This is a genomic window from Devosia sp., from assembly GCF_025809055.1.
Lineage (GTDB): Bacteria > Pseudomonadota > Alphaproteobacteria > Rhizobiales > Devosiaceae > Devosia.
The window spans coordinates 1,858,879-1,881,376 of the sequence record NZ_CP075529.1; the positions used below are offsets into that span (position 1 = coordinate 1,858,879).

The window sequence follows — 22,498 nt, forward strand, 5'->3', positions numbered from 1 at the left end:
ACAGATTGTTAGAATTGCACCAATCGCGCCAAGAGGTCGTTGACGCCCTTCGCGTAGGCAGGGAGCGGGAGTGCAAGAGGACGCGTGCAATGACAGGTTTTTGGGCTATCCGACCCCGATATAGAGGCCGCACGGCCCTGCCGATGGACCTGCGGAGAACGAACCCTACGCCACCCTGAGCCGAGGCCCTTCAGGCTTTTTCATCCCTTGGTCTTGCTCAGGCTGTGCAATATGAACTCATCCCCAAATCCGGTCATATCCCGAAACTGGTCCAGTGTCGGCCGTTGGACGATTTTTGGCACGCTGATCTGCATTGCCGTCTCGGTCGCCTTCAACCGCATCGTCTTTGACGATCTGGGCGGAGACGCGGTCGGCCGGGCCGTGATGAGCGCCACCGTCCTGCCGCTGCTGCTCGGCACGCCGCTGTTCCTTTTCCTGTCCATGCGCGTGCGCGGCCTGGCCCTTTCCAACATGCGGCTGCGCGTCGTGGCGCGAACCGACAGCCTCACCTCCTGCCTCAATCGCGGGGCCTTTGCCGGGCGCGTGGAAGACTGGCTGCATCGCGCACCGCAGAACGCCACCGGCGCCCTGTTGATGATCGATGCCGACAATTTCAAATCCATCAATGACCTGTTCGGGCATCAGATGGGCGACGAGGCGCTGACCATTATCGCCCGTTCGATCCGGGCGGTGCTGAGGCCCGGCGACGTGGCCGGCCGCATGGGGGGCGAAGAATTCGCCGTGTTCCTGCCCAATGTTTCGGAAATGGAAGCCCAGGTGGTGGCCGAGCGCATCCGCCGTGCCGTCTATCTCGCCATGTTCGTGCCCGATGGGCAAAGGCGTCATCTCAGCGTCAGCATTGGCGGCGCCGTGTTTGTGCGGTCCACCACGTTTTCGACCCTGTTCCGCATCGCCGACCAGCGGCTCTACGGCGCCAAGAACGCCGGCCGAAACGCCATCGCCGTGGCGCAGGTGGACGACCACCCCGATATTCGCCTGAAACTGAGCGCCTGACGATCAGGCCGTCGCACCCGGCGGCAAGCCATGTACCCATTCTGCAATGGCCTTGGCCGCGTCTTCCGGCGACAGCGTCGTGACGTCCAGCCTCAGCAGGTTCGGTTGATCAAGACCAAGAAGCGGCTTGGCGTCAGCGTGGTTCCGCCGCGCCATGTCGGCATCCCTCGGTTTTCGTTTGGCTCCGCGGCCCTCGGATTGAATGCGGCGAACATTCTCGTCGAGTGCACAAGCGAGGTGGACCACGCAGAACGGTGGACGCGTCCTGCCCAGACGCACAATCCTGCCCCATTCGGCATCGCCCCAAGCGCTCCCCTCGGTCAGAACGGTGGTCAGGACGACGGGCACATCTTCCGGCAGTTGGCACACCAGATCGTGCGCGACGGCCTCGATGCGTTCGACAGCATCCATGAACGCCTGCGATTTGAACTCGGTCAGCGCAAAGGCGATGTTGTAGACAGAGTGGATGTCAAGCAGACGTGCGCCAAGCACACCGATGAGCTCATGGCCAATCGTGAGCTTGCCAACCCCTGGATAGCCGTTGAGTACGATGATCATGTGGCTGCCCCTCCGGGACCAGACAGCCCGGAGTTCGGAACCGCGTCAAGCTCAGCGCATGAAAAAGGCGGCCAGTTGGGCCGCCTGATCTTTTGTTGCTGTTGCCAGAGAACTACTGGTCCAGCTTGGCGGCGTCTTCTTCGCTCATGTCGAAGTTCGAATAGACGTTCTGGACGTCATCGTCTTCCTCGAGCGTGTTGATGAGCTTCATCAGCGTCGCGCCTTTTTCGGCGTCGATCGGGGTCTGGTTCTGGGGGCGCCAGATGGCCTTGACCGATTCGGCCTCGCCCAGCACCGCCTCGAGAGCCGAAGCGACTTCGGCCATGCCCTCGAAGGAGGTGTAGATATAGTGGCCGTCCTCGTCGGTCTCGACATCGTCGGCACCGGCTTCGATGGCCGCTTCCATGACCTTGTCTTCCGAACCGGCCGATGCCGGATAGGTGATTTCGCCGACGCGGTCGAACATGAAGCCGACCGATCCGGTTTCGCCCAGGGCGCCGCCATTCTTGGAGAAGTAGGAGCGCACATTGGAAGCGGTGCGGTTGCGATTGTCGGTCAGCGCCTCGACGATAACGGCAACGCCGCCGGGGCCATAGCCCTCGTAGCGGATTTCGTCATAGTTCTCGGCATCGCCGCCCGAGGCCTTCTTGACGGCGCGCTCGATATTGTCCTTGGGCATGGACTGGGCGCGGGCATTGGTGATGGCCAGGCGCAGGCGCGGATTGAAGGCGGGATCGGGCTGGCCCATCTTGGCCGCCACGGTGATTTCGCGGGCGAGCTTGGAAAAGATCTTGGACCGGATGGCGTCCGACTTGCCCTTGCGGTGCATGATGTTTTTGGCGTGGGAATGGCCAGCCATGAGAAACCTCGGATAAGCAATTTCTGGAGTTCGGCATGGCTTATAGGCATCGCCGGGCCAATTGTGAAGCCGGAGCGCTTAATCGGCGGCCAGTTGCACCTCGACCATCGCCGCGCCGGCACTGAGGCGAGCCGCCAGAGCGACCGCCTCGGCCATGGTGCCCACGCCGCTAATCTGCAGTGTTGACGTGTTGATCTGGGTCTGGATGACCGGGGAGGTCAGCACCTGCCCATCCACGATGAGGTCGGTGCGCTTGCCGACATTGCGCCCGGTGAACAGCGCAAAGCGGGTCTGCGCCTTCTTGCCCAGATGCACCTCGATGACCGGCAGGCCCGACAAGGCGTCGGCGATAGCCTCAGCATCATGCACGAGCAGGGCAATGCGCTCCTGCGCGAAGGACGGCAGGGGCAGCATCGAGAGCGCCAGCGCGGTCAGAATTGTCACGGCATGTTTCATGCGCTCTCCATATCACGGCCGATCCCGGCCCGACAGGTGAGCGCGCAATGGTGGTGCCCCGGATGGCCGGGGCACCGCGCGTATCAGCCTGGATCGTGCTTGTTCCAGATGTTCTTGTCGATCTTGCCCGCCAGTTCGGGATAGTCGGCCGCATGGAACAGAGGCTCCTTGCCGGCCTTGCGCTGGGCGATGAAGTCCTTGGTCAATTTGGCCACCGTGCCCGAGAGCAGGACGATGGCGATGAGATTGACCGTGGCCATCAGGCCCATGGACGCATCGGCCGCGTTGAACACGGTGGCGACGCTTTCATAGGCGCCCCAGACCACCATGGCCAGAACGCCTAGCCGCAGCACGGTCAGGCCAGGGCGGCTGCCGAGCTTGAGGAAGGTCATGGCGTTTTCGGCATAGGAGTAGTTGCCGATGATCGAGGTGAAGGCAAAGAACAGGATGGCGATGGCGATGAAATATTGTCCGGCCCCGCCGATATGCACCGTCATCGCCGCCTGGGTCAGCGGGGTGCCGGTCAATTCACCGCCCGGCACCATGACGCCGGAGAGCAGGATCATCAGCGCGGTCGCCGTGCAGATGAGGATGGTGTCGATGAAGACGCCCAGCGCCTGCACGAAGCCCTGTGAGGAGGGATGGTGTGGATCCGGCGTGGCGACGGCGGCGATATTGGGCGCCGAACCCATGCCGGCCTCGTTGGAGAAGAGGCCGCGCTTGACCCCGTTGAGCAGCGCACCGGCCAGCCCGCCGCCGGCGGCATCGAGGCCGAAAGCCGACTGCACGATGTGGCCGAGCATGCCGGGCACTTCCCCGATATGGGTGAAGACCACATAGAGCGCCACGAGCAGATAGATGACCGCCATGAACGGCACGATGATCTCGGCCACTCGCGCGATCTGGCGGATACCGCCGAAGATCACCACGGCGGTCAGGGCCGCCAGCGCCACGCCGACCCAGATTTTCTCGACCCCGAAGGCGCCCTGCATGGCATCGGCGATGGAATTGGCCTGCACCGCGTTGAACACCAGCCCGAAGGCCAGGATCAGGCAGACCGAGAATATCGCGCCGGCCCAGGGCGCGCCGAGGCCCTTGGCGATGTAGAAAGCCGGACCGCCGCGATATTCGCCGTTCTCGTTCTTGGTCTTGTAGAGCTGGGCCAGTGTGGATTCGGAATAGGCCGTGGCCATGCCGACCAGTGCCACCATCCACATCCAGAAGATCGCCCCTGGCCCGCCCAGATAGAGCGCCACCGCCACCCCGGCGAGATTTCCCGTGCCCACGCGCGAGGCGAGACTGGTACACAGGGCCTGAAACGGGGTGATGCCGGCACTGTCATTGGCCTTGGAGCCAAGGACGGAGCGGAACATTTCGCCAAAATGCAGAAACTGGATGAAGCCCAGCCGGACGGTGAAGAACAGGCCCACCGCCAACAGGCCGTAGATGAGGACATAGCCCCAGAAGATATCGTTGAGGAAATTGATGATCGGATCGAGCATGGCCCCATTCCTTCATGCGTGAACGATGGATCGGCACGTCATGCCGCGTCCGGGGCTCTTCTCCGCATCATCGACCCACAACCTGCGCCCCAGGCGCAACACCCCGATCCGATCCCAGATCGGCGCCAACGGCAAGGGGAAATGTCGCCTGCGCTTAGAGCGGTGGAAAATCCGGCAGGGTCTCGGCCAGAACGCCGCCGACGCGCAGCGGCGCGACGAAACGGGCCAGGCCACTGCGCGGGTCGGTTTCCACCACCACGCCGCACAGCGTTGCCTCACCTTCGGCGGGCGTGAACCGGCCATTGGGAATGCCTGTCAGGAACCGGTTCAGCGGCTCTTCGGTTTCGGTGCCGATAATGCTGTCGAAATCCCCGCACATGCCGGCATCGGCCATGAAGGCGGTGCCGCCCCGCAGCACCCTGTGGTCGGCCGTGGGGATATGGGTGTGCGTGCCCACGACAAGGCTCACCCGCCCATCGAGGAAGTGCCCCATGGCCTGGATTTCCGAGGTGGCCTCGGTGTGAAAATCGACGATGATGGCATCAGCGACATCGCCCAGGGGCGCACTGTCGACGGCCGCCTCCACCGCCCGGAAGGGATCATCGATCGGCGGCATGAAAACCCGGCCGAGGGCATTGACCACCAACACACGATGGCCGTTCCGGCCCTCGGTGAGCATGGCGCCGCGCCCGGGCGTGCCGGGCGCATAGTTGATCGGCCGGATCAGCGTCGGCTCGCGCTCGATATAGCTCAATGCCTCGCGCTGGTCGAAAGCGTGGTCACCCAGGGTAATGATGTCGGCCCCGGCATCCTTCAGGGCCCGGAAATGGCTTTCGATCAGACCCTTGCCATGGCTGGCATTCTCGCCATTGACCACGACGAAATCAAAGCCATAGCGCGCAACCAGCCCCGGCAGGTGCTCGCTGACGCCATCGCGGCCGGACCGGCCGACCACGTCACCCAGAAACAATAGCCTCATTCGGCGCGACCGAAGAAGCGGACACCCGTTTCTGTCACCACCGCGTCGAGCGGCACGTCATGGTCTTCCCGCGGGATGAACGGCAATTCCTGCGCCGCAAAGGCCAGACCGACCAGCAAGGGCTTCTTGTCGAGGCTCGCCAGGGTCCGGTCATAATAGCCCCCGCCATAGCCGAGCCGCGTCCCCTCGCTGTCAAAGCCCAACAGGGGCATGAGCACGATATCGGGCACGGCGCGCGGCGCCAGATCCGACGGCGCCAGGGTGCCGAACCCGGCTTCATAGAGAGGCTGGTCGGCTTCCCAGACCCGCAGGTCGAGCGGCTCTTCATCACCCTGGACCACTGGCAGCACCACACGCTGCCCGCTATCCATCAACCGCACCAGGATCGGCTGGCAATCCAGCTCGTCGCGGATGCGCCAATAACCGGCAATGACGTCGTCGGGCGCAAAGGCAATGTCCTCGAAGAACAGGTTCGCGACCTGCCGCGAAGCCTCGGCCCGGTCTTGCTGGGACAGCGCAGCGCGGGTGTCATGGGCCTGCTTGCGCAGGGCTGCCTTGGTCTCTTCGATCTGCGGATCCGCCATGCGCCCTCTTGCCCAAAGATGATTCGGTGCCGCCCTGGCCGTGGGAAAGTCGATCCCGGGAACCTACTCACGTAGGTGGGCGCCGTATGTCCAAGCCCACGGGCCCGGTCAGGGACAGCTCCCTTAGGATCGATTAAGGCCCCGGGGATGTGATTATCCGCACGCGCCGGGCAGCGCGCAAGATATAGGCGTTTGCCGCCGCCGGTGCAAAGCCAGTTGTCGCGCTTTTCACCGGCACTGCATCACTCTTTGCGGCGATCGCCGCTCGCCGGCCACCAGTGGCCGGCAAAGCGGGCCGCTCCGGCCTGCACACATTTTCCGCCCGCGCCGTCATCGCACTGTCATCGCCAGTTCCTAAGCGAGAGCCGCCTCAGGTGCCGGAGCGCACCTATTGCTGTTGAAGGAGCAATTCGGATGACCGACCAATCCCGCCTGTTCAAGACGTCCCAGCTCGAAGCTGCCGATGCCGAGCCGCGCAACATGACGTCCAACCCCACCATGGGTGAATTGATCAGCGCACGCTTTTCCCGCCGCGGTTTCCTCAAGGGCTCGCTGGCCGTTTCGGCCATCGCCGCCACCGTCAGCCCCTTGGCGCTGCTGACCGCCCGCCCCGCCGAAGCCAGCGAGGGCTCGGCCTTTTCGTTCACCGAAGTGGAAGCAGGCATCGACGAGACCCACCACGTCGCCGAAGGCTATGATGCCGATGTGCTGCTGCGCTGGGGCGACGGCCTGTTCCCCGACGCGCCCGAATTCGACCCCACGGCCCAGACAGCCGCGGCCCAGGATCGCCAGTTCGGCTACAACAATGACTATGTCGGCTATATCCCGCTCGAAGGGTCGTCCGAGCATGGCCTGCTCGTGGTCAACCACGAATACACCAATCCGCACCTGATGTTCCCGGGCCTCGTCACCCTGGTGGAAGGCGCCCTGACGCTGAGCCCGCTCAGCAAGGAACAGGTGGATGTCGAAATGTCCGCCCATGGCGGCACGGTGGTCGAGATCAAGAAGGTGGATGGCAAGTGGCAGGTGGTGCGCGATGGCGCGCTCAACCGCCGCATCACCGTCAACACCGAGATGGCCATTTCCGGCCCCGCAGCCGGCCATGACCGGCTCAAGACCAATGCCGACCCCTCCGGCACCAAGGTGTTCGGCACCATCAACAATTGCGCCGGCGGCGTGACACCCTGGGGCACCTACATCATGGCCGAGGAGAATATTCACGGCTATTTCGGCGGCGAGCTGCCGGCCGATCACCCCGAAGCCGCCAATTACGACCGCCTCGGCCTGCCGGAGGGCTCCTACGAATGGGCCAATTTCTACGATCGGTTCGACGTCTCCAAGGAGCCCAACGAGGCCAACCGCTTCGGCTATATCGTCGAGGTCGACGTGATGGACCCCAATTCGGTGCCCAAGAAGCGCACCGCCCTTGGCCGCTTCAAGCATGAAGGCGCCGAATCCATCCTCAACAAGGATGGCCGCGTGGTCTTCTATCTCGGCGACGACGAGCGCTTCGACTATGTCTATAAGTTCGTGACTGCCGGCACCTACAATCCCGACGACCGCGCTGCCAACCTGGACCTGCTCGACGAGGGCACGCTCTATGTCGCCCGCTTTGCCGAGGACGGCACCATCCAATGGCTGCCGCTGACCCATGGCGAAGGGCCACTGACCGAAGCGAACGGCTTTGCCTCGCAGGCCGACATCGTCATCGAAACCCGCCGCGCCGCCGACCTGCTCGGCGCCACCAAGATGGACCGCCCCGAAGACATCCAGCCCAACGGCGTCAACGGCAAGGTCTATGTCATGCTGACCAACAATACCCGCCGCACGGCCGAGCAGGTGGACGCCGCCAATCCCACGGCCGAAAACGCCTTCGGCCACATCATCGAGATCGCCGAGGCCGATGGTGATTTCGCCGCGACCACCGGCACCTGGGAAGTGCTGCTCAAATGCGGCGACCCGGCCATTGCCGAAGTCGGCGCCACCTTCTCGAGCGCGACCACCGAGAACGGCTGGTTCGGCATGCCGGACAATTGCGCGGTGGACTCGATGGGGCGCCTCTGGGTTTCGACCGACGGCAACAATCCCTCGGCGACCGGCCGCACCGACGGCCTCTGGGCGGTCGATACCGAAGGCGACGCGCGCGCGACCTCAAAACTGTTCTTCCGCGTGCCGGTTGGGGCGGAAATGTGCGGCCCGCTGTTCACGCCCGATGACGAAACCGCCTTCGTCGCCGTGCAGCACCCGGCCGATGGCGGGGACGACTGGGAAGGCTTTGGCCGCGTCTCCTATTATGAGGACCTCTCCACCCGCTGGCCCGACTTCGACGACGCCATGCCGACCCGTCCCTCGGTGGTGGTCATCACCAAGCAGGGCGGCGGCAAGATCGCTGTCTGAGGTCTGAAAACCGGAGCCGTCGCCAGGAGGCGGCGGCTCAGCCCTTGGCGATGGGCGCGGCCTGATCGAGGCTGTCGGCCACGCCCTCGAGCGCCTTGGCGGCCTCGGTGAGCTTGCGCGCGAAGCGGCCCTCGGTGGCCTCGAGCTCCTGGGCAATGTCCTGGCCAGCCTGGGTCAGGTCCGTCACCTGGGCCTCCAGCGCCTTGATGCGCCGTTCGGCCTCGGCCAGATCGTCGAGCACGGCTATGCCGGCCATGACGGTGAGGCGATTGTCGCCGATTTCCCCGACGGCACCCTTGAGGCCCTCGACCTGGGCATTGAAGCGCTCTGCCAGACCGATCAGGTGGCCCTGCTGACCCTCTTCGCAGGCCATGCGATACTTGCGGCCATTGATCTCGACATTGACTTCGGGCACCTAGTTCTCCGCCTTCTGCAGCACGGCGCGGACCGTTTCCATGGCCACCACCAGCCGTCGCGACACCTCGTGGGCGCTGTCGTCCAGGCGCTTGGCCCGGGCCGCAGTCTTGTCCAGTTCGGTGGCGAGGCGCGCCCGCTCATGCACCAGCCTCTGGGCATCGACATCGATGCGCTGCTGGCGCTGCAGGCGCTGGGCCATGTCGCGGTTTGCGGTTTCCAGCCGGGCCAGGGCGCGGTCGAACCGGGCGGTCGCGGAAGTCAGTCCGTCTTCATCCGCCGTGTCACTCATCGCCACTACCGCTTTCACGCTGCTTCGATTCCGCCGTTGGCCAGCCTGCCCCACCCGGCGCGCCTTTGCAACCATGTGACCGCGCAAAACCCCCGGAAAACCGGCGCGGGACCGAACGGCTTTTGGCCCTGCCGACATTGACAGGAAAACCGAACCTGTTATGCCTCAACCCGCCTTTGGGAGGAGGCCGAGCGGCGTTTCTCCCCTTGATTTCCAGCCTTCCTGAAAGAGCGGTCCGCCCATGACGAACACAGCCCAGCAGAACGAACTGGCCAATGCCATCCGGTCCTTGTCGATGGATGCCGTCGAGAAGGCCAATTCGGGCCATCCGGGCCTGCCCATGGGCTGCGCCGACATTGCGACGGTCCTGTTCACCAAGATCATGAAGTTCGATCCCGCCGACCACCAGTGGGCCGATCGCGACCGCTTCATCCTCTCGGCCGGTCACGGCTCGATGCTGCTCTATTCTTCGCTCTACCTTCTCGGCTACCAGGACATGACCATCGACCAGGTCAAGAACTTCCGCCAGCTGGGCAGCAAGACCGCCGGGCACCCCGAATTCGGCCATGCCACCGGCATCGAAACCACGACCGGCCCGCTCGGCCAGGGCCTTGCCAATTCGGTCGGCTTTGCCGTCGCCGAGGCCAAGCTCGCCGCCGAGTTCGGTGCGGACCTCGTCGATCACCACACCTATGTGCTGGCCGGTGACGGGTGCCTGATGGAAGGCATTTCCCAGGAGGCCATTTCGCTGGCCGGTCACCTCAAGCTCAACAAGCTGATCGTCATCTGGGACAACAACAACATCACCATCGACGGCAAGGTCTCCAATGCCGACTCGACCGACCAGATCGCCCGCTTCAAGGCGGTTGGCTGGAACACGATCGAGATCGACGGCCACGACCAGGCGGCCATCGAAAAGGCCCTCAACGACGCCAAGGCCTCGACCGACAAGCCGACCCTGATCGCCGCCAAGACCACGATCGGCTTCGGCGCGCCCAAGAAGGCCGGCACGGAAAAGGTGCATGGCGCCCCGCTCGGCGCCGAGGAACTGGCCGGCGCCAAGGCGGCGCTCGGCATCGACTATCCCGCTTTTGAAGTGCCCGCGCATATCGTGGAAGCCTGGCGCGCCGCCGGCACCCGCAGCCAGAACATTCGCGGCGAATGGGAAGCCCGGCTGGCCAAGTCCGACAAGCGCGACGAGTTCACCCGCCGCATGTCCGGCAAGCTGCCCTCCGACTTTGCCAGGGCCATGGGCGACTACAAGCAGAAGCTTGCCGAGGACAAGCCCAAGGTGGCAAGCCGCAAGGCTTCGCAGATGGCGCTCGAGATCATCAACAAGACCGTGCCGGAAACCCTGGCCGGCTCGGCCGACCTCACCCATTCCAACCTCACCAACACGCCAGAGACCGTGCCCTTCCAGGCCGACAATCGCCTGGGCCGCTACATGATGTACGGCATTCGGGAGCACGAAATGGGCGCGGCCATGAATGGCGTGGCGCTGCATGGCGGGCTCATTCCCTATGGCGGCACCTTCATGGTCTTTACCGACTATGCCCGCCCGGCCATCCGCCTCTCGGCTTTGATGGAACAGCGCGTCATCTATGTGATGACCCACGATTCCATCGGCCTGGGCGAAGACGGCCCGACCCATCAGCCGGTGGAGCACCTGACCGCCCTGCGCGCCATCCCGAACCTTTTGGTCTTCCGCCCGGCCGATGCCATGGAAACCGCCGAATGCTGGGAGCTGGCCATGGAAGCCCAGCACCCCTCGATCCTGGCTCTCAGCCGCCAGAACCTGCCGGCCCTGCGCACCGAATATTCCGCCGAGAACCGCAGCGCCAAGGGTGCCTACAGCCTTGTGGGCCCCGCCGATGCCGATGCCGTCATCTTCGCCACGGGCTCGGAAGTCGCCATTGCCGTGGAGGCCCAGAAGGAGCTGACCGAAAAGGGCATTTCCGCCCGCGTCGTCTCGGTGCCGTCCATGGAGCTTTTTGCCAAGCAGTCCGATGCCTACAAGGCCGAAATCCTGGGCAAGGCCAAGGCGCGCGTCGCCGTCGAAGCCGGTATCGAAATGAGCTGGAACAAGCTGCTCGGTGACAAGGGCCGGTTTGTCGGCATGTCCTCCTTCGGCGCTTCCGGCCCGATCGACGCGCTCTACACCCACTTTGGCATTACGCCGAAGGCCGTTGTTGAAGCCGTTACCGCCCAAGTGTAAGAGAGCCCCGCCCTCCCCCTCCTAAAAACCCTCCCAAGGAGCGTCTTTCCATGGCAGTCAAGGTCGCCATCAATGGCTTCGGCCGCATCGGTCGCAACATTCTGCGTGCCATCATCGAATCCGGCCGCACCGACATCGAGGTCGTGGCCATCAACGACCTCGGCCCGGTCGAGACCAATGCCCACCTGCTGCGCTTCGACAGCGTGCATGGCCGTTTCCCGCACAAGGTGACCGTCTCCGGCGACACCATCGATGTCGGCCGCGGCCCCATCAAGGTCACGGCGATCCGCAATCCTGAAGAGCTGCCGCATGGCGAGATGGGCGTCGATATCGCGCTCGAATGCACCGGCATCTTCACCTCCAAGGAAAAGGCCTCTGCCCACCTCAAGGCCGGCGCCAAGAAGGTGATCATTTCCGCGCCCGGCGATGGCGCCGACAAGACCGTGGTCTATGGCATCAACCACCAGTCCCTCACCAAGGACGACGTGGTGATCTCCAACGCCTCGTGCACGACCAATTGCCTGGCCCCGCTTGCCTATGTGCTCCACAAGGAGTTCGGCATCGAAAAGGGCATGATGACCACGATCCATTCCTATACCGGTGACCAGCCCACGCTGGACACCATGCACAAGGATATGTATCGCGCCCGCGCTGCAGCCCTCAGCCAGATCCCGACTTCGACCGGCGCCGCCAAGGCCATTGGCCTGGTGCTGCCCGAGCTCAAGGGCAAGCTCGACGGCGTCTCGATCCGCGTGCCGACCCCGAACGTCTCCTGCGTCGATTTCAAGTTCATCGCCAAGCGCGCAGTGACGGCCGAGGAAATCAATGCCGCGGTGAAGAAGTATGCCGATGGCGAACTCAAGGGCGTTCTCGGCTATACCGAGTTCCCCAATGTCTCGATCGACTTCAACCACGACCCTCATTCCTCCACCCTGGCGCTCGACCAGACCAAGGTGATGGACGGCAATTTCGTGTCGGTCCTCAGCTGGTACGACAATGAATGGGGCTTTTCCAACCGCATGGCCGACACGGCCGTGGCCCTGGGCAAGACGCTCTGAGGCCAGACGGGTGCAACGATCGGAGGGCGTCCTGCGGGGCGCCCTTTTTTTTTTGGGCGCGCCCAAATCGCCTCCCCGCTTGTGCGTCATTCCCGCGAAAGCGGGAACCTCTGTTTCAACGGCCCGGATCACGATAAACAGGGGTTCCCGCTTTCGCGGGAATGACCCGGTGGTGACCGCCAGTTATGGACAGGCCAATGCCCCTCAACCGATCCATTCGCTGGCGCGGCCTGGACCTCGACACCATCGAGCATGCCCACATCATTGCCACAACGCGCGACACCCGGATTCGCGGCGCCATTGTCGGGCCGGATTTCGGGCTCTTCTATCGGCTGAAACTCGACGAGAACGGCCATACGCGGACGGTGAGAATCGAGCGCGCCGACGGCAGGACACTCGAACTTTTCGCTGATGGCGCCGGCGGCTGGTCGGACGACCGGGCCGAACCCATCGCGGCGCTGAGGGGATGCATCGACGTCGATATCTGGCCGACGCCATTGACCAATTCCCTGCCTATCTGGCGCAGCGCCTGGACCGGGCAGCCCCTGCGCTTCGCCATGGCCTGGATCGATGCCACCGACATGAGCGTCAGCCGCGCCGAGCAGGTCTATACCAGGCTCGATGATACCCGCTTCCGCTTCCAGTCGGCCGATTTCGAACGCGACATCACGCTCGATGGAGACGGACTGGTGGTGGATTATCCGGGGCTGTTCACGCAGGCCTAGTCTCGCCCCGCCCGCGCCCCGGCAGGGCCGTTGCCGCCATGGCAACGGCGCCAGCCAGTGCGAGCAGGCCAAAGCCCTGTGGCGTGATCTGGCTGGCCCTGAGGTAGAACACAAAGATCGGCCAGCCCAGAGCCATGCCCGAAAGCGCACCGATCGCCAGGGCCGCAGCAACCGTGCGACTGCCCTGCACGCGCGGGCCGACAAAATGCCAGGCGATCGCCGAGACGATGGCGGGAGGCAGGCCGGCCAGCCAGCCGAATGCGGAAACGAGCAGCAGGCCCACCCCAAGGACATAGCCAAGGTCCGAAGCCGGAAGCGGCGTGCCGCTCATGCCGCTCATCGCCAGGGTGAGGGCGAGAATGGTCCAGGTTCCGACCAGCGGGCCGAACACCACGATGAGAAAACTGCGCGATACAGGTCGGGGTTCACTCATGCCAGCCCAATCTACATAACGACGCATCTCCCGGATCGGAGGACGCAGCCCGCCGGGATCAATGCGTTGTGGGGCGCAAAGGCGACAAGAACAAGTCCGTAAGTGGGGCCGCAGACAGAAGCGGGCCTTTGCGGACCCTAGATCATTTCACGACAAGACTGAAACGACGGAGCCTTTCCCTTCTCCCCTGAGGGGAGAAGAGCCTGCCCCGGACTTGATCCGGGGTGGCGCGAAGCGCCGGATGAGGGGTTCACACTCACGGTTTTGCCGAGAGGCCTTCACCCCTCACCCCTCCCTCTCCCCTGAGGGGAGAGGGGGCGAAGGGGGCGATGGTTCAGTTTGAGGGTGAAACGCTCCAGTGACGCCGCGGTCGGGCGGCCCAAGAGATTTTTTTCTCCCCCGCTTTCCCCTGTCGTGCCACTCTGCTACCCCAGCCCGCAGACATCTGACCCGGGAGCCAACCCATGAGCGCCAGCTTCAAGACCCTCGACGAACTCGATCTCAACGGCAAGCGCGTCCTGCTTCGGGCCGATCTCAACGTGCCGTTGGCCGATGGCAAGGTGACCGACGCGACCCGCATCGAGCGGCTGGTGCCCACGATCCGCGAGATCGTCAAGCACGACGCCAAGGTGGTGCTGTTGAGCCATTTCGGCCGTCCCAAGGGCAAGGTCGATGCGCAGTTTTCGCTGGAGCAGGTCTGCGAAGCCATTGCCAATGAAACCGGCCATCCGGTCGGCTTCGTCGCCACCGACTGGCTAGATGTCTCCGCCGCCCAAAAGGCCATCGACGACGCCCCGGCCGGCGCCGTTCTGGTCCTGGAAAATACCCGCTTCCACCCCGGCGAGGAAGAAAACGACATCGAGCTGGCCAAGCGCATGGCGAGCCTGGGCGATTGCTATGTCAACGACGCCTTTTCCGCGGCCCACCGCGCCCATGCCTCGACCGAAGCGCTGGCGCACCTGCTGCCGGCGGCTGCGGGCCTGGCCATGCAGGCCGAACTCGAAGCGCTGGAATCCGGGCTCGGCAAGCCCAAGAAGCCGGTGGTCGCCATCGTCGGCGGCGCGAAAGTCTCCTCCAAGATCGACCTGCTCGAAAATCTCGTGACCAAGGTGGATGGCCTCGTCATCGGCGGCGGCATGGCCAATACGTTTCTGTTTGCCCAGGGCCACGGCGTCGGCAAATCGCTGTGCGAAAAGGATCTCGCAGACACGGCGCGCCGCATCATGGACAAGGCCGAAAAGGCCAATTGCGCCATCATCCTGCCGATCGATGCGGTGGTCTCCTGGCACTTCAAGGCCCATTCGCCCACGCGCCTCTATGGCGTCGACGCCATCGACCCGGACGGCATGATCCTCGACATGGGTCCGATCTCGATCGATCGCGTCAACGCCGCCATCGATGACGCCCATACCCTGGTCTGGAACGGCCCGGTCGGCGCCTTCGAGATGGAGCCCTTCGACGCGGGCACGGTGGCCATTGCCAAGCATGTGGCCAAGCGCACCCATGACGGGCACCTGGTCTCGGTCGCCGGTGGCGGCGACACGGTCGGGGCGCTCGCCCATGCCGGGGTCAAGGATAAGCTGAGCTACGTCTCGACCGCGGGCGGCGCCTTCCTCGAATGGATGGAAGGCAAGCCCCTGCCGGGCGTCGTGGCGCTGAAGAAGTGACGTGAAGGCGGAGCTTCAAACGTAAGCCTGACGTCAGCCGAGCCTTCCCACCCGCCATTCTGCCCTCGGGCTCGACCCGAGGGCCGTAATTCCCGCGCAAAAGTCCCAGATTCCGGGCTTTCTCCCTGGCCCTCGGATCGGGCCCGAGGGCAGCGCTGGGGGCGTGGGCGCCGCCATTGCCAAGACCTCGTCCTTCGACAAGCTCAGGATGAGGTCTCGACTGGCTCAGGATAAGACCTTCGACAGGCAGCGCGATGTCTGCTGATGCCTGAGGCCTGACAGGCGTCAGAACTGTGCCGTCACCGGGTCGGACCCGAGGCGGCCGTCGGTAGCGTCGAGGCCGGTGATGACGGCCATATCTTCGGCGCTGAGAACGAAATCGAAGACGTCGAAATTTTCGACGATCCGGCTGGGCGTCACCGATTTGGGAATGACGATGAGGCCGCTGTCGAGATGCCAGCGAATGATGACCTGGGCCGGGCTCTTGCCGTGGCGGCGGGCAATGTCGGCGATGCGGGGATCGTCCAAAAGCTTGCCCTGACCCAGGGGGCTCCAGCTCTCGGTCTTGACGCCAAGGTTTTCGTGCTTGGCGCGCATCGTTTTCTGCTGAAAGCGGGGATGCAGCTGGATTTGGTTGAGCGCCGGGGTAACGCCGGTTTCGGCGATGATCTGTTCGAGATAGTCGCCCTCGAAATTCGACACGCCGATAGACTTTGCCTTGCCCTCTTCGCGCAGGCGGATCAGTGCCTTCCAGGTGTCGACAAACTTGCCGCGATAGGCCGACGGCCAGTGGATCAGGTAGAGATCGACATAGTCGGTGCCGAGCCGCCTGAGGCTCTCGTCCATGGCCTTCAGGGTCTCGTCAAACCCCTGGTCGTCATTCCAGACCTTGGTTGTGAGAAAAATGTCCTGCCGATCGATGCCGGAGGCGGCCATGCCCTCTCCAACACCCTCTTCGTTCTGGTAGATGGCCGCGGTGTCGATGTGGCGGTAGCCCGCCTTGAGGGCAGTCTGCACTGCGCTGACGGCAACATCATTGGGTGTTTGCCACACCCCCAGCCCGATCTGCGGAATCGTGCGCCCGTCATTGAAGGTCACGTGCGGTTGCGTGCTCATCTCGTCGTCCTGTCAGTTGTGGGAAGGGTGCCGAAGCACGGAAAGACGTGATCGGCACTTTACGATAGATAGGACGCGAAACCAACCCGGCCGGGGGCTTGCCGGAAATCTTCCATACAAGATCAGCCTTTGGTCTAATAACCCTAGGTCTAATCGCGGACGGCGTGACGAAAGTCTAATCTCGCGGCCAATCCCACGCCCACGAGGACTGCCATGACCAAGTCGCTGAACGCGATTGCCCAGAAGCTGATGACGCCCGGAATGGGCATTCTTGCCGCCGACGAATCCGAAGGCACGATCGGCAAGCGCTTCTCCAAGATCAACCTGCCCAACACGCTCGACCTGCGTCGCGACTATCGCGAGATGCTGTTCGGCGCCAGCGACGCCATGAAGAACTACATTTCCGGCGTCATTCTCACCGAAGAGACGCTCAAGCAGGAAGCCGCCGACGGCACCCCCTTCCGCGCCACGCTGGCAGACAGCGACGTCATTCCCGGCATCAAGGTCGACCGTGGTGCCTTCCCCATGCCCGGCGAGTCGGGTGAAAAGATCACCGAGGGCCTTGATGGCCTGCGCCAGCGTCTCGAGCAATATGCCCAGCTTGGTGCCGGTTTTGCCAAGTGGCGGGCGGTCATCACCATCAATGACATTGCCCCCACCCGCAATAATATCCGCGCCAATGCCCACGTTCTGGCGCGCTACGCCATGCTGTGCCAGGAAGCCGGCATCGTGCCGATCGTCGAGCCGGAAGTGGTCGGCGACGGGGAGCCGGGCAATCACTCCATGGAACGCTGTGCCCAGGTCACCGGCGATGTTCTCGAGAATGTGTTCAAGGAACTGCGCCTGGCCGGCGTCGACCTGGCCGGCATGCTGCTGAAGCCGAACATGATCCTGCCCGGCATCAATTCCCGCGATCGGCCCAGCGTCGATGACGTGGCGCGCCGCACGGTCGAGGTGCTGCGCGAGCATGTGCCGGCCGCCGTTCCGGGCATTGCCTTCCTGTCCGGCGGCCAGACCGACGAGGAAGCCACCGCGCACCTGTCGGCGATGAACCGGATTGCCGGCAAGCCCTGGCCGCTGACCTTCTCCTATGGCCGCGCCCTGCAGAACGCGGCGCTGCGGACCTGGGCCGGCCGGCGCGAGAACTTCACCACCGCCCGCCAGGCCTTTGCCCACCGCGCCCAGATGAATTCGCTGGCCGCCCTGGGCGAATGGTCCAACGATCGGGACCGGGCGGCCTGATCCACCCCGACGACTCCCAACGTCGGCCGGCGCGCATCCTTCATGCGGGATGCGCGCCGCTTTTGTCTTTGCGGGGCGCATGGCCGCACCGATTGCCACCCCGCCGGCCATGCCCTATTGGAGGCAGGTCCCTTTGTTGCCAAAATGCCGGCCTAGGGACGCGCGTTGCGTCATCTCCGGAAGCTAAATGGCACCCCAACTCTATCTCATTACTCCCGGCAATCCGGACCAGGCCGAGTTTCCGCGCCGCCTGATGGGCGTGCTCAGCGGACCTGAGGTAGCGGCCCTGCTGGTGCGCCGTGGCCAGATGGACGAAGCTGCCTATCGCGACTTTGCCGGACGTCTCGTGCAGATCGGACAGGCCGCCGGAGCCGCCGTGCTGGTCGAGGACGATACCAGCCTGGCCCAGGCCATCGGCGCCGACGGCGTGCATGTGACCGAGGGCGGCATCAAGGCGATCCGGGCTGCCATTGCCGCGCTCAAGCCCGACGGCATTGTCGGTGTCGGCAATGTCCGCAGCCGCCACGACGCCATGAGCTTTGGCGAACTCGATGTCGACTATGTGATGTTCGGCCCGCTCTCCGGCGAGAATGACGCGCAGGCTACGGACCTGGCACAATGGTGGGCGGAAACCTTTGAAGTCCCGGCGGTCCTGTCAGTTCCGCAGGCCGAGCCGGACCTGCTCGCGAGCGCCACCACCGAGTTCATCGGCCTTTCGGACTGCATCTGGGCGGCACAGGACCCGGCCGGGGCTCTGGCCGGCTTTGCCCGGCCCGAACTGGCGCAGACGCGATGAACCGGCCCGGGCTCATCCTGGCGCTGCTCGTCGCCATGAGCGCGCCTTTGGCAGCGCAGCAGGACAATGCCGATGCGGTCAGCACCGACGTATTCGGCCCGCGCGCGCCCGTGGACTATGCCTTTGGCGCCTTTCAGCGCGGCTATTTCCTCACCGCCCTCGAACTGGCCCTGCCGCGTGCGGAACAGGGTGATGCCGCCGCCCAGACGCTGATTGCCGAAATCTATTCCAAGGGCCTCGGCGTCGGGCAGAGCGCCGAGCGCGCCGCCAGCTGGTACCAGCTCGCCTCCAATAATGGCGACCGCCTCGCCACGTTCGAACTGGGCATGCTGTACCAGGACGGTGTCGGGGTGACCAAGGACCGCAAGAAGGCGGCCGACCTGTTCGTCGCCGCCGCCAATGCCGGCTACCCGCCCGCCAAGTACAACCTGGCGCTCCTGCATGTCGAAGGCATCTATGCCGAGCCAAGCCTGACCGAGGCGGCCGACCTGATGAAACAGGCGGCCGATGCCGAACTGGCCGAGGCCCAATACGACTATGGCTCGATGCTGCTGGAGGGCGCCGGGGTGTTTCCGGACGAGGCCGCTGGCGCACGCTATATCGGCCTTGCCGCCGAACAGGGCCTGGCGGCGGCGCAGGTTGACTATGCCACCCTGCTCTATCTCGGCCAGGGCATTGCGCGAAATGTCGAAGAGGCCGTGACCTGGTATGGCAAGGCCGCGCAACTGGGTAATCCGGTGGCGCAGAACCGCTATGCCAAACTGCTCGCGGTGGGCGAAGGCGTCGCAATCGACCTTGAAAGCGCCGCCATGTGGCGGTCGCTGTCGCGCCGCCAGGGCCTGACCGATGCGAGCCTGGACCGCCTGCTGGTCTCGCTGGCGCCCGAGGCACTGGCCCGCGCCGAAGAGCGCGCCCGCTACTGGCCATCCCTGCCGCCCGGCGCGACGCCGCCACCTTCGGCAGATGCGGTCGAGGCGGTCGATGGGCCGGACCTGCCCAATCCGCTCGACCCCGAAAATGCCCCGAGCCAGGTGGTCGACCCCAACCCGGCAGAAGACACGAGCGCGGCGCCAGAGGCCTCCGGCGCCGATACGCAGCCGGAAAGCGCCGAAGGCGAGACGGATGCTGACCAGCAAAGCCCTTGAACCCAAGCCGGTTCTGGGGCAATAAGCCCGCCACACTTGAAACCAGCGGCAGGACCTTGTTGTCCTCGGGCCGGCCGGGGCGGAAGCAACCGGTGCCGGGCTTGGCCGCATGAGCCTTGCGAGCAGTTCCTATGGCGCGTTCCGCCCTCCTCAATGTCATGGTCAACGCCGCCATCAAGGCCGGCAAATCACTGAGCCGCGACTTCAACGAGGTCGAGAACCTGCAGGTGTCGCGAAAGGGCCCGGCCGATTTCGTGTCAAAGGCCGACCTGCGGGCCGAGCAGATCGTCTTTGACGAGTTGCGCAAGGCCCGCCCGACCTATGCCTTCCTGATGGAAGAGGGTGGCGAGGTTGCCGGCTCGGATGGCCAGCATACCTGGATCGTCGACCCGCTCGACGGCACCACCAATTTTCTGCACTCCATCCCGCTTTTCGCCGTCGCCATCGCGCTGCAGCGGGGCGAGGAAATCGTTGCTTCGGTGATCTACAATCCGGCCATGGACGAGCTGTTCACCGCCGAAAAAGGTGGCGGCGCCTGGCTGGCCGACCGCAAGCGCCTGCGTGTCGCCGCACGGCGCCATCTCTCGGAAGCAGTGGTGTGCACCGGCATCAAGACCCAGGGCACCTCCAATGACGCCCTGCAATTGCGCCAGCTGGCGGCCATCAATCCCGCCGTGGCCGGCATCCGCCGCTCCGGCTCGGTCTGCCTCGACATGGCCTGGCTCGCTGCCGGGCGCTACGATGCGCTCTGGGAAGCCGGCCTCAAGCCCTGGGACGTCGCCCCCGGCCTGTTGATGGTCAAGGAAGCCGGTGGTCTCGTCTCCGACTATGCCGGCCAGCCCGGCTCGGTCTGGAACGGCCAGATCGTTGCCGGCAACGAAACGCTCCAGGGCGCCCTGCTCAAGAGCCTCAAGCCCGTTCAGTAATAATTTGACTATTTAAGTCATCAAAAATAGAAACCACCGAAATCCAATTGGTTTCGGGGTTTGTCCTTGTCCATTCGCACTGCACTTGCCGGACTTGTCCTGGCCGCACTCACGCTCTCCCCGGCTTTGGCACAGGACAGCTTTCCGCTGACCGTCGAGCACGCCATGGGAGAAGTCTCGCTCGACGGCGCGCCATCGCGCATCGTCGTGCTCAGCAATCGGGACGCCGACACCCTTCTCGCCCTGGGCATCCAGCCGGTGGGCATTCGCTCGATATATGATTTCGCCAAGGGCGTTGGGCCCTGGGCGGAAGACTTGCTGACCAGCGAGCCAACCGTTTGGATCGGTCGCGAGCTCGACTATGAGGCCATTGCGTCCGCCGATCCCGACCTGATCGTCTTCGCCAATTCCGGCGGTGTTCAGGAAGAATACGATCGGCTGAGCCTGATTGCCCCAACCCTCTACCTGCCCAAGGGCGCCGCTGGCTGGGGCGCCACCACGCAAGAGACGACATTGCTGATTGCCAAGGCCCTGGGCCGGGAGGCCGACGGTCACAAACTGCTGGCAGAGCTTGATGCCTATCTGGCAGCGCAAAAGGCGGCGCATCCTGAGTTCGCCGGAAAAACCGGAAACTATCTCGATATCTATAGCGGCGGCATTTCGAGCTATGCGGAGAGCCATATCGTCAATGGCGCTCTCTATGCCATCGGCCTTGAGCCGGTTCCGGGCACCGATTCGATCCCGTCCGGTCAGTCGTCCATCTCCGTTTCTGCGGAACTGGTGGGCGACTATGTCGGCGACGTTACCCTCATCTATCCCTTCGGCCGCACATTGGATGAACTGATTGCGGAGACGCCGACGCTGGGCCTCGTTCCTCAGGCGGAAACGGGCGGCCTGATGGTCCTCGACAACCTGGCCTTCTCGAATGCGTCGGTTCTGTCCATTCCCTATGCACTCGATCGCCTCATTCCCGTGTTCAGTACGGTTCTGGGCCAGTAAGAACGGCGGTAGCTGCACCGGCCCCGATCTCGCCACAGCGCGCCGTTAACCTTTTTAATTGTCACGCCTTTCGACCGCCTCTAGACTCGGGGCGGTTGATTTGCGGCGAGGGGCAAGGTTCGGCACGAGATGACGCAAGGTTACGATCCCTACCACCTTTCCAGCCCGGCGGTTTATCTCGTCAAGATTGTCATTTTCCTGGTTCTGGTGGCGCTGGTCGCAGCCATCCTGTTCTCGACGATCATCACGTTTTTCTGGGCCAATCCCTTCATCAATGCGCTGATCCTGTTCACGCTGGCGATCGGCATTTTCCTCAGTTTCCGGCAGATCATCCGCCTGTTTCCCGAGGTCAAATGGGTCAATTCGCTGCAGGACGGCAATGGCGCCACCAATACGCGCCCGCCGGTTCTATTGGCGCCTGTCGCCGGCATCCTGCGCGAGCGGATCGGGGAAGCGATCATCACGCCGGCCAATATGCGCTCCATCCTCGATTCGGTGGGCAATCGCCTCGACGAAGCCAAGGACACCTCGCGCTACCTGACGGGGCTCCTCGTCTTCCTGGGCCTGATGGGGACCTTTTACGGCCTGCTCGAAACCGTGAGTTCGGTGGGCAATGTCATCAATGCGCTCGACGTGACCGCCGGCGATACCGCAACGCTGTTCGGCAATCTCAAGGAGGGCCTCGTCGCGCCCCTGGGCGGCATGGGCACGGCGTTCTCGTCCTCGCTGTTTGGCCTTTCCGGCTCGCTGATCCTGGGTTTTCTCGACTTACAGACCAGCCAGGCACAGAACGCCTTCTACACCGATCTCGAGGACTGGATGACCTCGATGACCGAACTCGACCATCCGGTCACCGCCATGCAGGCCAATGCCGGCGGGCCCGACGTGCAGGCCCTGATCGAACGGCTCGGCGCCAATAACCAGAATGTCAATTCGAGCCAGAACGCCATCCGCGCCATGGCCGAACTGGCGCGCGGCATCGATGGACTGGTCAAGCATATCCGCACCGAACAGGACGATTTGCGGCGCTATATCGTCGAACAGGGCGAGACCAACAAGAAGCTGCGCGACCTGATCGAGGCCATGCTGAACGAAGCCGACAACGAGCGACGGGACTAGGC

At 64.1% G+C, this 22,498-nt stretch carries 22 protein-coding genes and 1 other RNA gene; 12 read left to right on the forward strand and 11 right to left on the reverse strand.

Annotated features, from left to right (window positions below; genetic code table 11):
• Positions 1 to 231 precede the first annotated feature (231 nt).
• Positions 232 to 1,014 (forward strand): GGDEF domain-containing protein, encoded by a 783-nt coding sequence (locus tag KIT02_RS09030; RefSeq protein ID WP_297577070.1) that lies wholly within the window; start codon positions 232 to 234, stop codon positions 1,012 to 1,014.
• Between the two features lie 3 nt (positions 1,015 to 1,017).
• Here the strand turns inward: KIT02_RS09030 and KIT02_RS09035 are convergent, their stop codons facing one another.
• The 7 genes from KIT02_RS09035 to ssrS all read right to left on the reverse strand — a co-directional run bounded on the left by KIT02_RS09035 (position 1,018) and on the right by ssrS (position 6,132).
• Positions 1,018 to 1,572 (reverse strand): AAA family ATPase, encoded by a 555-nt coding sequence (locus KIT02_RS09035; protein WP_297577072.1) that lies wholly within the window; start codon positions 1,570 to 1,572, stop codon positions 1,018 to 1,020.
• Between the two features lie 112 nt (positions 1,573 to 1,684).
• Positions 1,685 to 2,431 (reverse strand): YebC/PmpR family DNA-binding transcriptional regulator, encoded by a 747-nt coding sequence (locus KIT02_RS09040; protein ID WP_297577073.1) that lies wholly within the window; start codon positions 2,429 to 2,431, stop codon positions 1,685 to 1,687.
• 78 nt (positions 2,432 to 2,509) lie between these two features.
• On the reverse strand, positions 2,510 to 2,875 hold the full coding sequence (locus tag KIT02_RS09045; protein WP_297577075.1) for a hypothetical protein: 366 nt from the start codon (positions 2,873 to 2,875) through the stop codon (positions 2,510 to 2,512).
• A 95-nt stretch (positions 2,876 to 2,970) separates the two neighbouring features.
• Positions 2,971 to 4,389, reverse strand: coding sequence for a sodium:alanine symporter family protein (locus KIT02_RS09050; protein ID WP_297577076.1), 1,419 nt, complete (start codon positions 4,387 to 4,389; stop codon positions 2,971 to 2,973).
• A 154-nt stretch (positions 4,390 to 4,543) separates the two neighbouring features.
• The gene (locus tag KIT02_RS09055; protein WP_297577077.1) at positions 4,544 to 5,368 is read right to left on the reverse strand and encodes a TIGR00282 family metallophosphoesterase; all 825 of its coding nucleotides are present in this window, start codon (positions 5,366 to 5,368) and stop codon (positions 4,544 to 4,546) included.
• Positions 5,365 to 5,952 carry a 5-formyltetrahydrofolate cyclo-ligase gene (locus tag KIT02_RS09060; RefSeq protein ID WP_297577079.1) on the reverse strand — a complete coding sequence of 196 codons (588 nt, stop codon included), beginning with the start codon at positions 5,950 to 5,952 and terminating at the stop codon, positions 5,365 to 5,367. Before KIT02_RS09060 ends, KIT02_RS09055 begins: the two co-directional genes overlap by 4 nt.
• 22 nt (positions 5,953 to 5,974) lie before the next feature.
• Positions 5,975 to 6,132, reverse strand: a non-coding RNA gene (ssrS, locus tag KIT02_RS09065) — 6S RNA.
• 234 nt (positions 6,133 to 6,366) lie between these two features.
• On the opposite strand from ssrS, the gene KIT02_RS09070 reads away from it, so the two are divergent.
• The gene (locus KIT02_RS09070) at positions 6,367 to 8,349 is read left to right on the forward strand and encodes a PhoX family phosphatase (RefSeq protein ID WP_297577081.1); all 1,983 of its coding nucleotides are present in this window, start codon (positions 6,367 to 6,369) and stop codon (positions 8,347 to 8,349) included.
• A gap of 37 nt (positions 8,350 to 8,386) precedes the next feature.
• On the opposite strand, the gene zapA is transcribed toward KIT02_RS09070, so the two are convergent.
• Positions 8,387 to 8,764, reverse strand: a complete 378-nt coding sequence (gene zapA / locus KIT02_RS09075; RefSeq protein WP_297577084.1) for a cell division protein ZapA — start codon at positions 8,762 to 8,764, stop codon at positions 8,387 to 8,389.
• Complete coding sequence (locus tag KIT02_RS09080; RefSeq protein WP_297577085.1) at positions 8,765 to 9,055, reverse strand: DUF4164 family protein; 291 nt, start codon at positions 9,053 to 9,055, stop codon at positions 8,765 to 8,767.
• A gap of 241 nt (positions 9,056 to 9,296) precedes the next feature.
• Here KIT02_RS09080 and tkt point away from each other — a divergent pair, with 241 nt between their 5' ends.
• From tkt to KIT02_RS09095, 3 genes are all read left to right on the forward strand, one after another.
• Complete coding sequence (tkt, locus tag KIT02_RS09085) at positions 9,297 to 11,270, forward strand: transketolase (RefSeq protein WP_297577086.1); 1,974 nt, start codon at positions 9,297 to 9,299, stop codon at positions 11,268 to 11,270.
• Positions 11,271 to 11,320: 50 nt separating this feature from the next.
• A complete protein-coding gene (gap, locus tag KIT02_RS09090) occupies positions 11,321 to 12,328 on the forward strand; it encodes a type I glyceraldehyde-3-phosphate dehydrogenase (protein WP_297577088.1) in 1,008 nt (335 codons plus the stop codon).
• Between the two features lie 197 nt (positions 12,329 to 12,525).
• Positions 12,526 to 13,053 carry a putative glycolipid-binding domain-containing protein gene (locus tag KIT02_RS09095; protein ID WP_297577090.1) on the forward strand — a complete coding sequence of 176 codons (528 nt, stop codon included), beginning with the start codon at positions 12,526 to 12,528 and terminating at the stop codon, positions 13,051 to 13,053.
• On the opposite strand, the gene KIT02_RS09100 is transcribed toward KIT02_RS09095, so the two are convergent.
• Positions 13,040 to 13,486 carry a hypothetical protein gene (locus KIT02_RS09100; RefSeq protein WP_297577092.1) on the reverse strand — a complete coding sequence of 149 codons (447 nt, stop codon included), beginning with the start codon at positions 13,484 to 13,486 and terminating at the stop codon, positions 13,040 to 13,042. The two genes, KIT02_RS09095 and KIT02_RS09100, sit on opposite strands and share 14 nt — an antisense overlap.
• A 464-nt stretch (positions 13,487 to 13,950) precedes the next feature.
• Between KIT02_RS09100 and KIT02_RS09105 the strand changes: the two genes are divergently transcribed.
• Positions 13,951 to 15,153 (forward strand): phosphoglycerate kinase, encoded by a 1,203-nt coding sequence (locus KIT02_RS09105; protein ID WP_297577095.1) that lies wholly within the window; start codon positions 13,951 to 13,953, stop codon positions 15,151 to 15,153.
• Positions 15,154 to 15,438: 285 nt separating this feature from the next.
• Here the strand turns inward: KIT02_RS09105 and KIT02_RS09110 are convergent, their stop codons facing one another.
• On the reverse strand, positions 15,439 to 16,269 hold the full coding sequence (locus KIT02_RS09110; RefSeq protein WP_297577096.1) for an aldo/keto reductase: 831 nt from the start codon (positions 16,267 to 16,269) through the stop codon (positions 15,439 to 15,441).
• A gap of 213 nt (positions 16,270 to 16,482) precedes the next feature.
• On the opposite strand from KIT02_RS09110, the gene KIT02_RS09115 reads away from it, so the two are divergent.
• From KIT02_RS09115 to KIT02_RS09140, 6 genes are all read left to right on the forward strand, one after another.
• The gene (locus tag KIT02_RS09115) at positions 16,483 to 17,511 is read left to right on the forward strand and encodes a class I fructose-bisphosphate aldolase (protein ID WP_297577098.1); all 1,029 of its coding nucleotides are present in this window, start codon (positions 16,483 to 16,485) and stop codon (positions 17,509 to 17,511) included.
• A gap of 187 nt (positions 17,512 to 17,698) precedes the next feature.
• Positions 17,699 to 18,307, forward strand: a complete 609-nt coding sequence (locus KIT02_RS09120; RefSeq protein WP_297577100.1) for a thiamine phosphate synthase — start codon at positions 17,699 to 17,701, stop codon at positions 18,305 to 18,307.
• A complete protein-coding gene (locus KIT02_RS09125; protein WP_297577102.1) occupies positions 18,304 to 19,452 on the forward strand; it encodes a tetratricopeptide repeat protein in 1,149 nt (382 codons plus the stop codon). Before KIT02_RS09120 ends, KIT02_RS09125 begins: the two co-directional genes overlap by 4 nt.
• A 131-nt stretch (positions 19,453 to 19,583) precedes the next feature.
• Positions 19,584 to 20,378, forward strand: a complete 795-nt coding sequence (locus tag KIT02_RS09130; protein ID WP_297577104.1) for an inositol monophosphatase family protein — start codon at positions 19,584 to 19,586, stop codon at positions 20,376 to 20,378.
• Between the two features lie 66 nt (positions 20,379 to 20,444).
• Positions 20,445 to 21,377 carry an ABC transporter substrate-binding protein gene (locus tag KIT02_RS09135; protein WP_297577106.1) on the forward strand — a complete coding sequence of 311 codons (933 nt, stop codon included), beginning with the start codon at positions 20,445 to 20,447 and terminating at the stop codon, positions 21,375 to 21,377.
• Between the two features lie 129 nt (positions 21,378 to 21,506).
• Positions 21,507 to 22,496 (forward strand): flagellar motor protein MotA, encoded by a 990-nt coding sequence (locus KIT02_RS09140; RefSeq protein WP_297577108.1) that lies wholly within the window; start codon positions 21,507 to 21,509, stop codon positions 22,494 to 22,496.
• Positions 22,497 to 22,498: the final 2 nt, after the last annotated feature.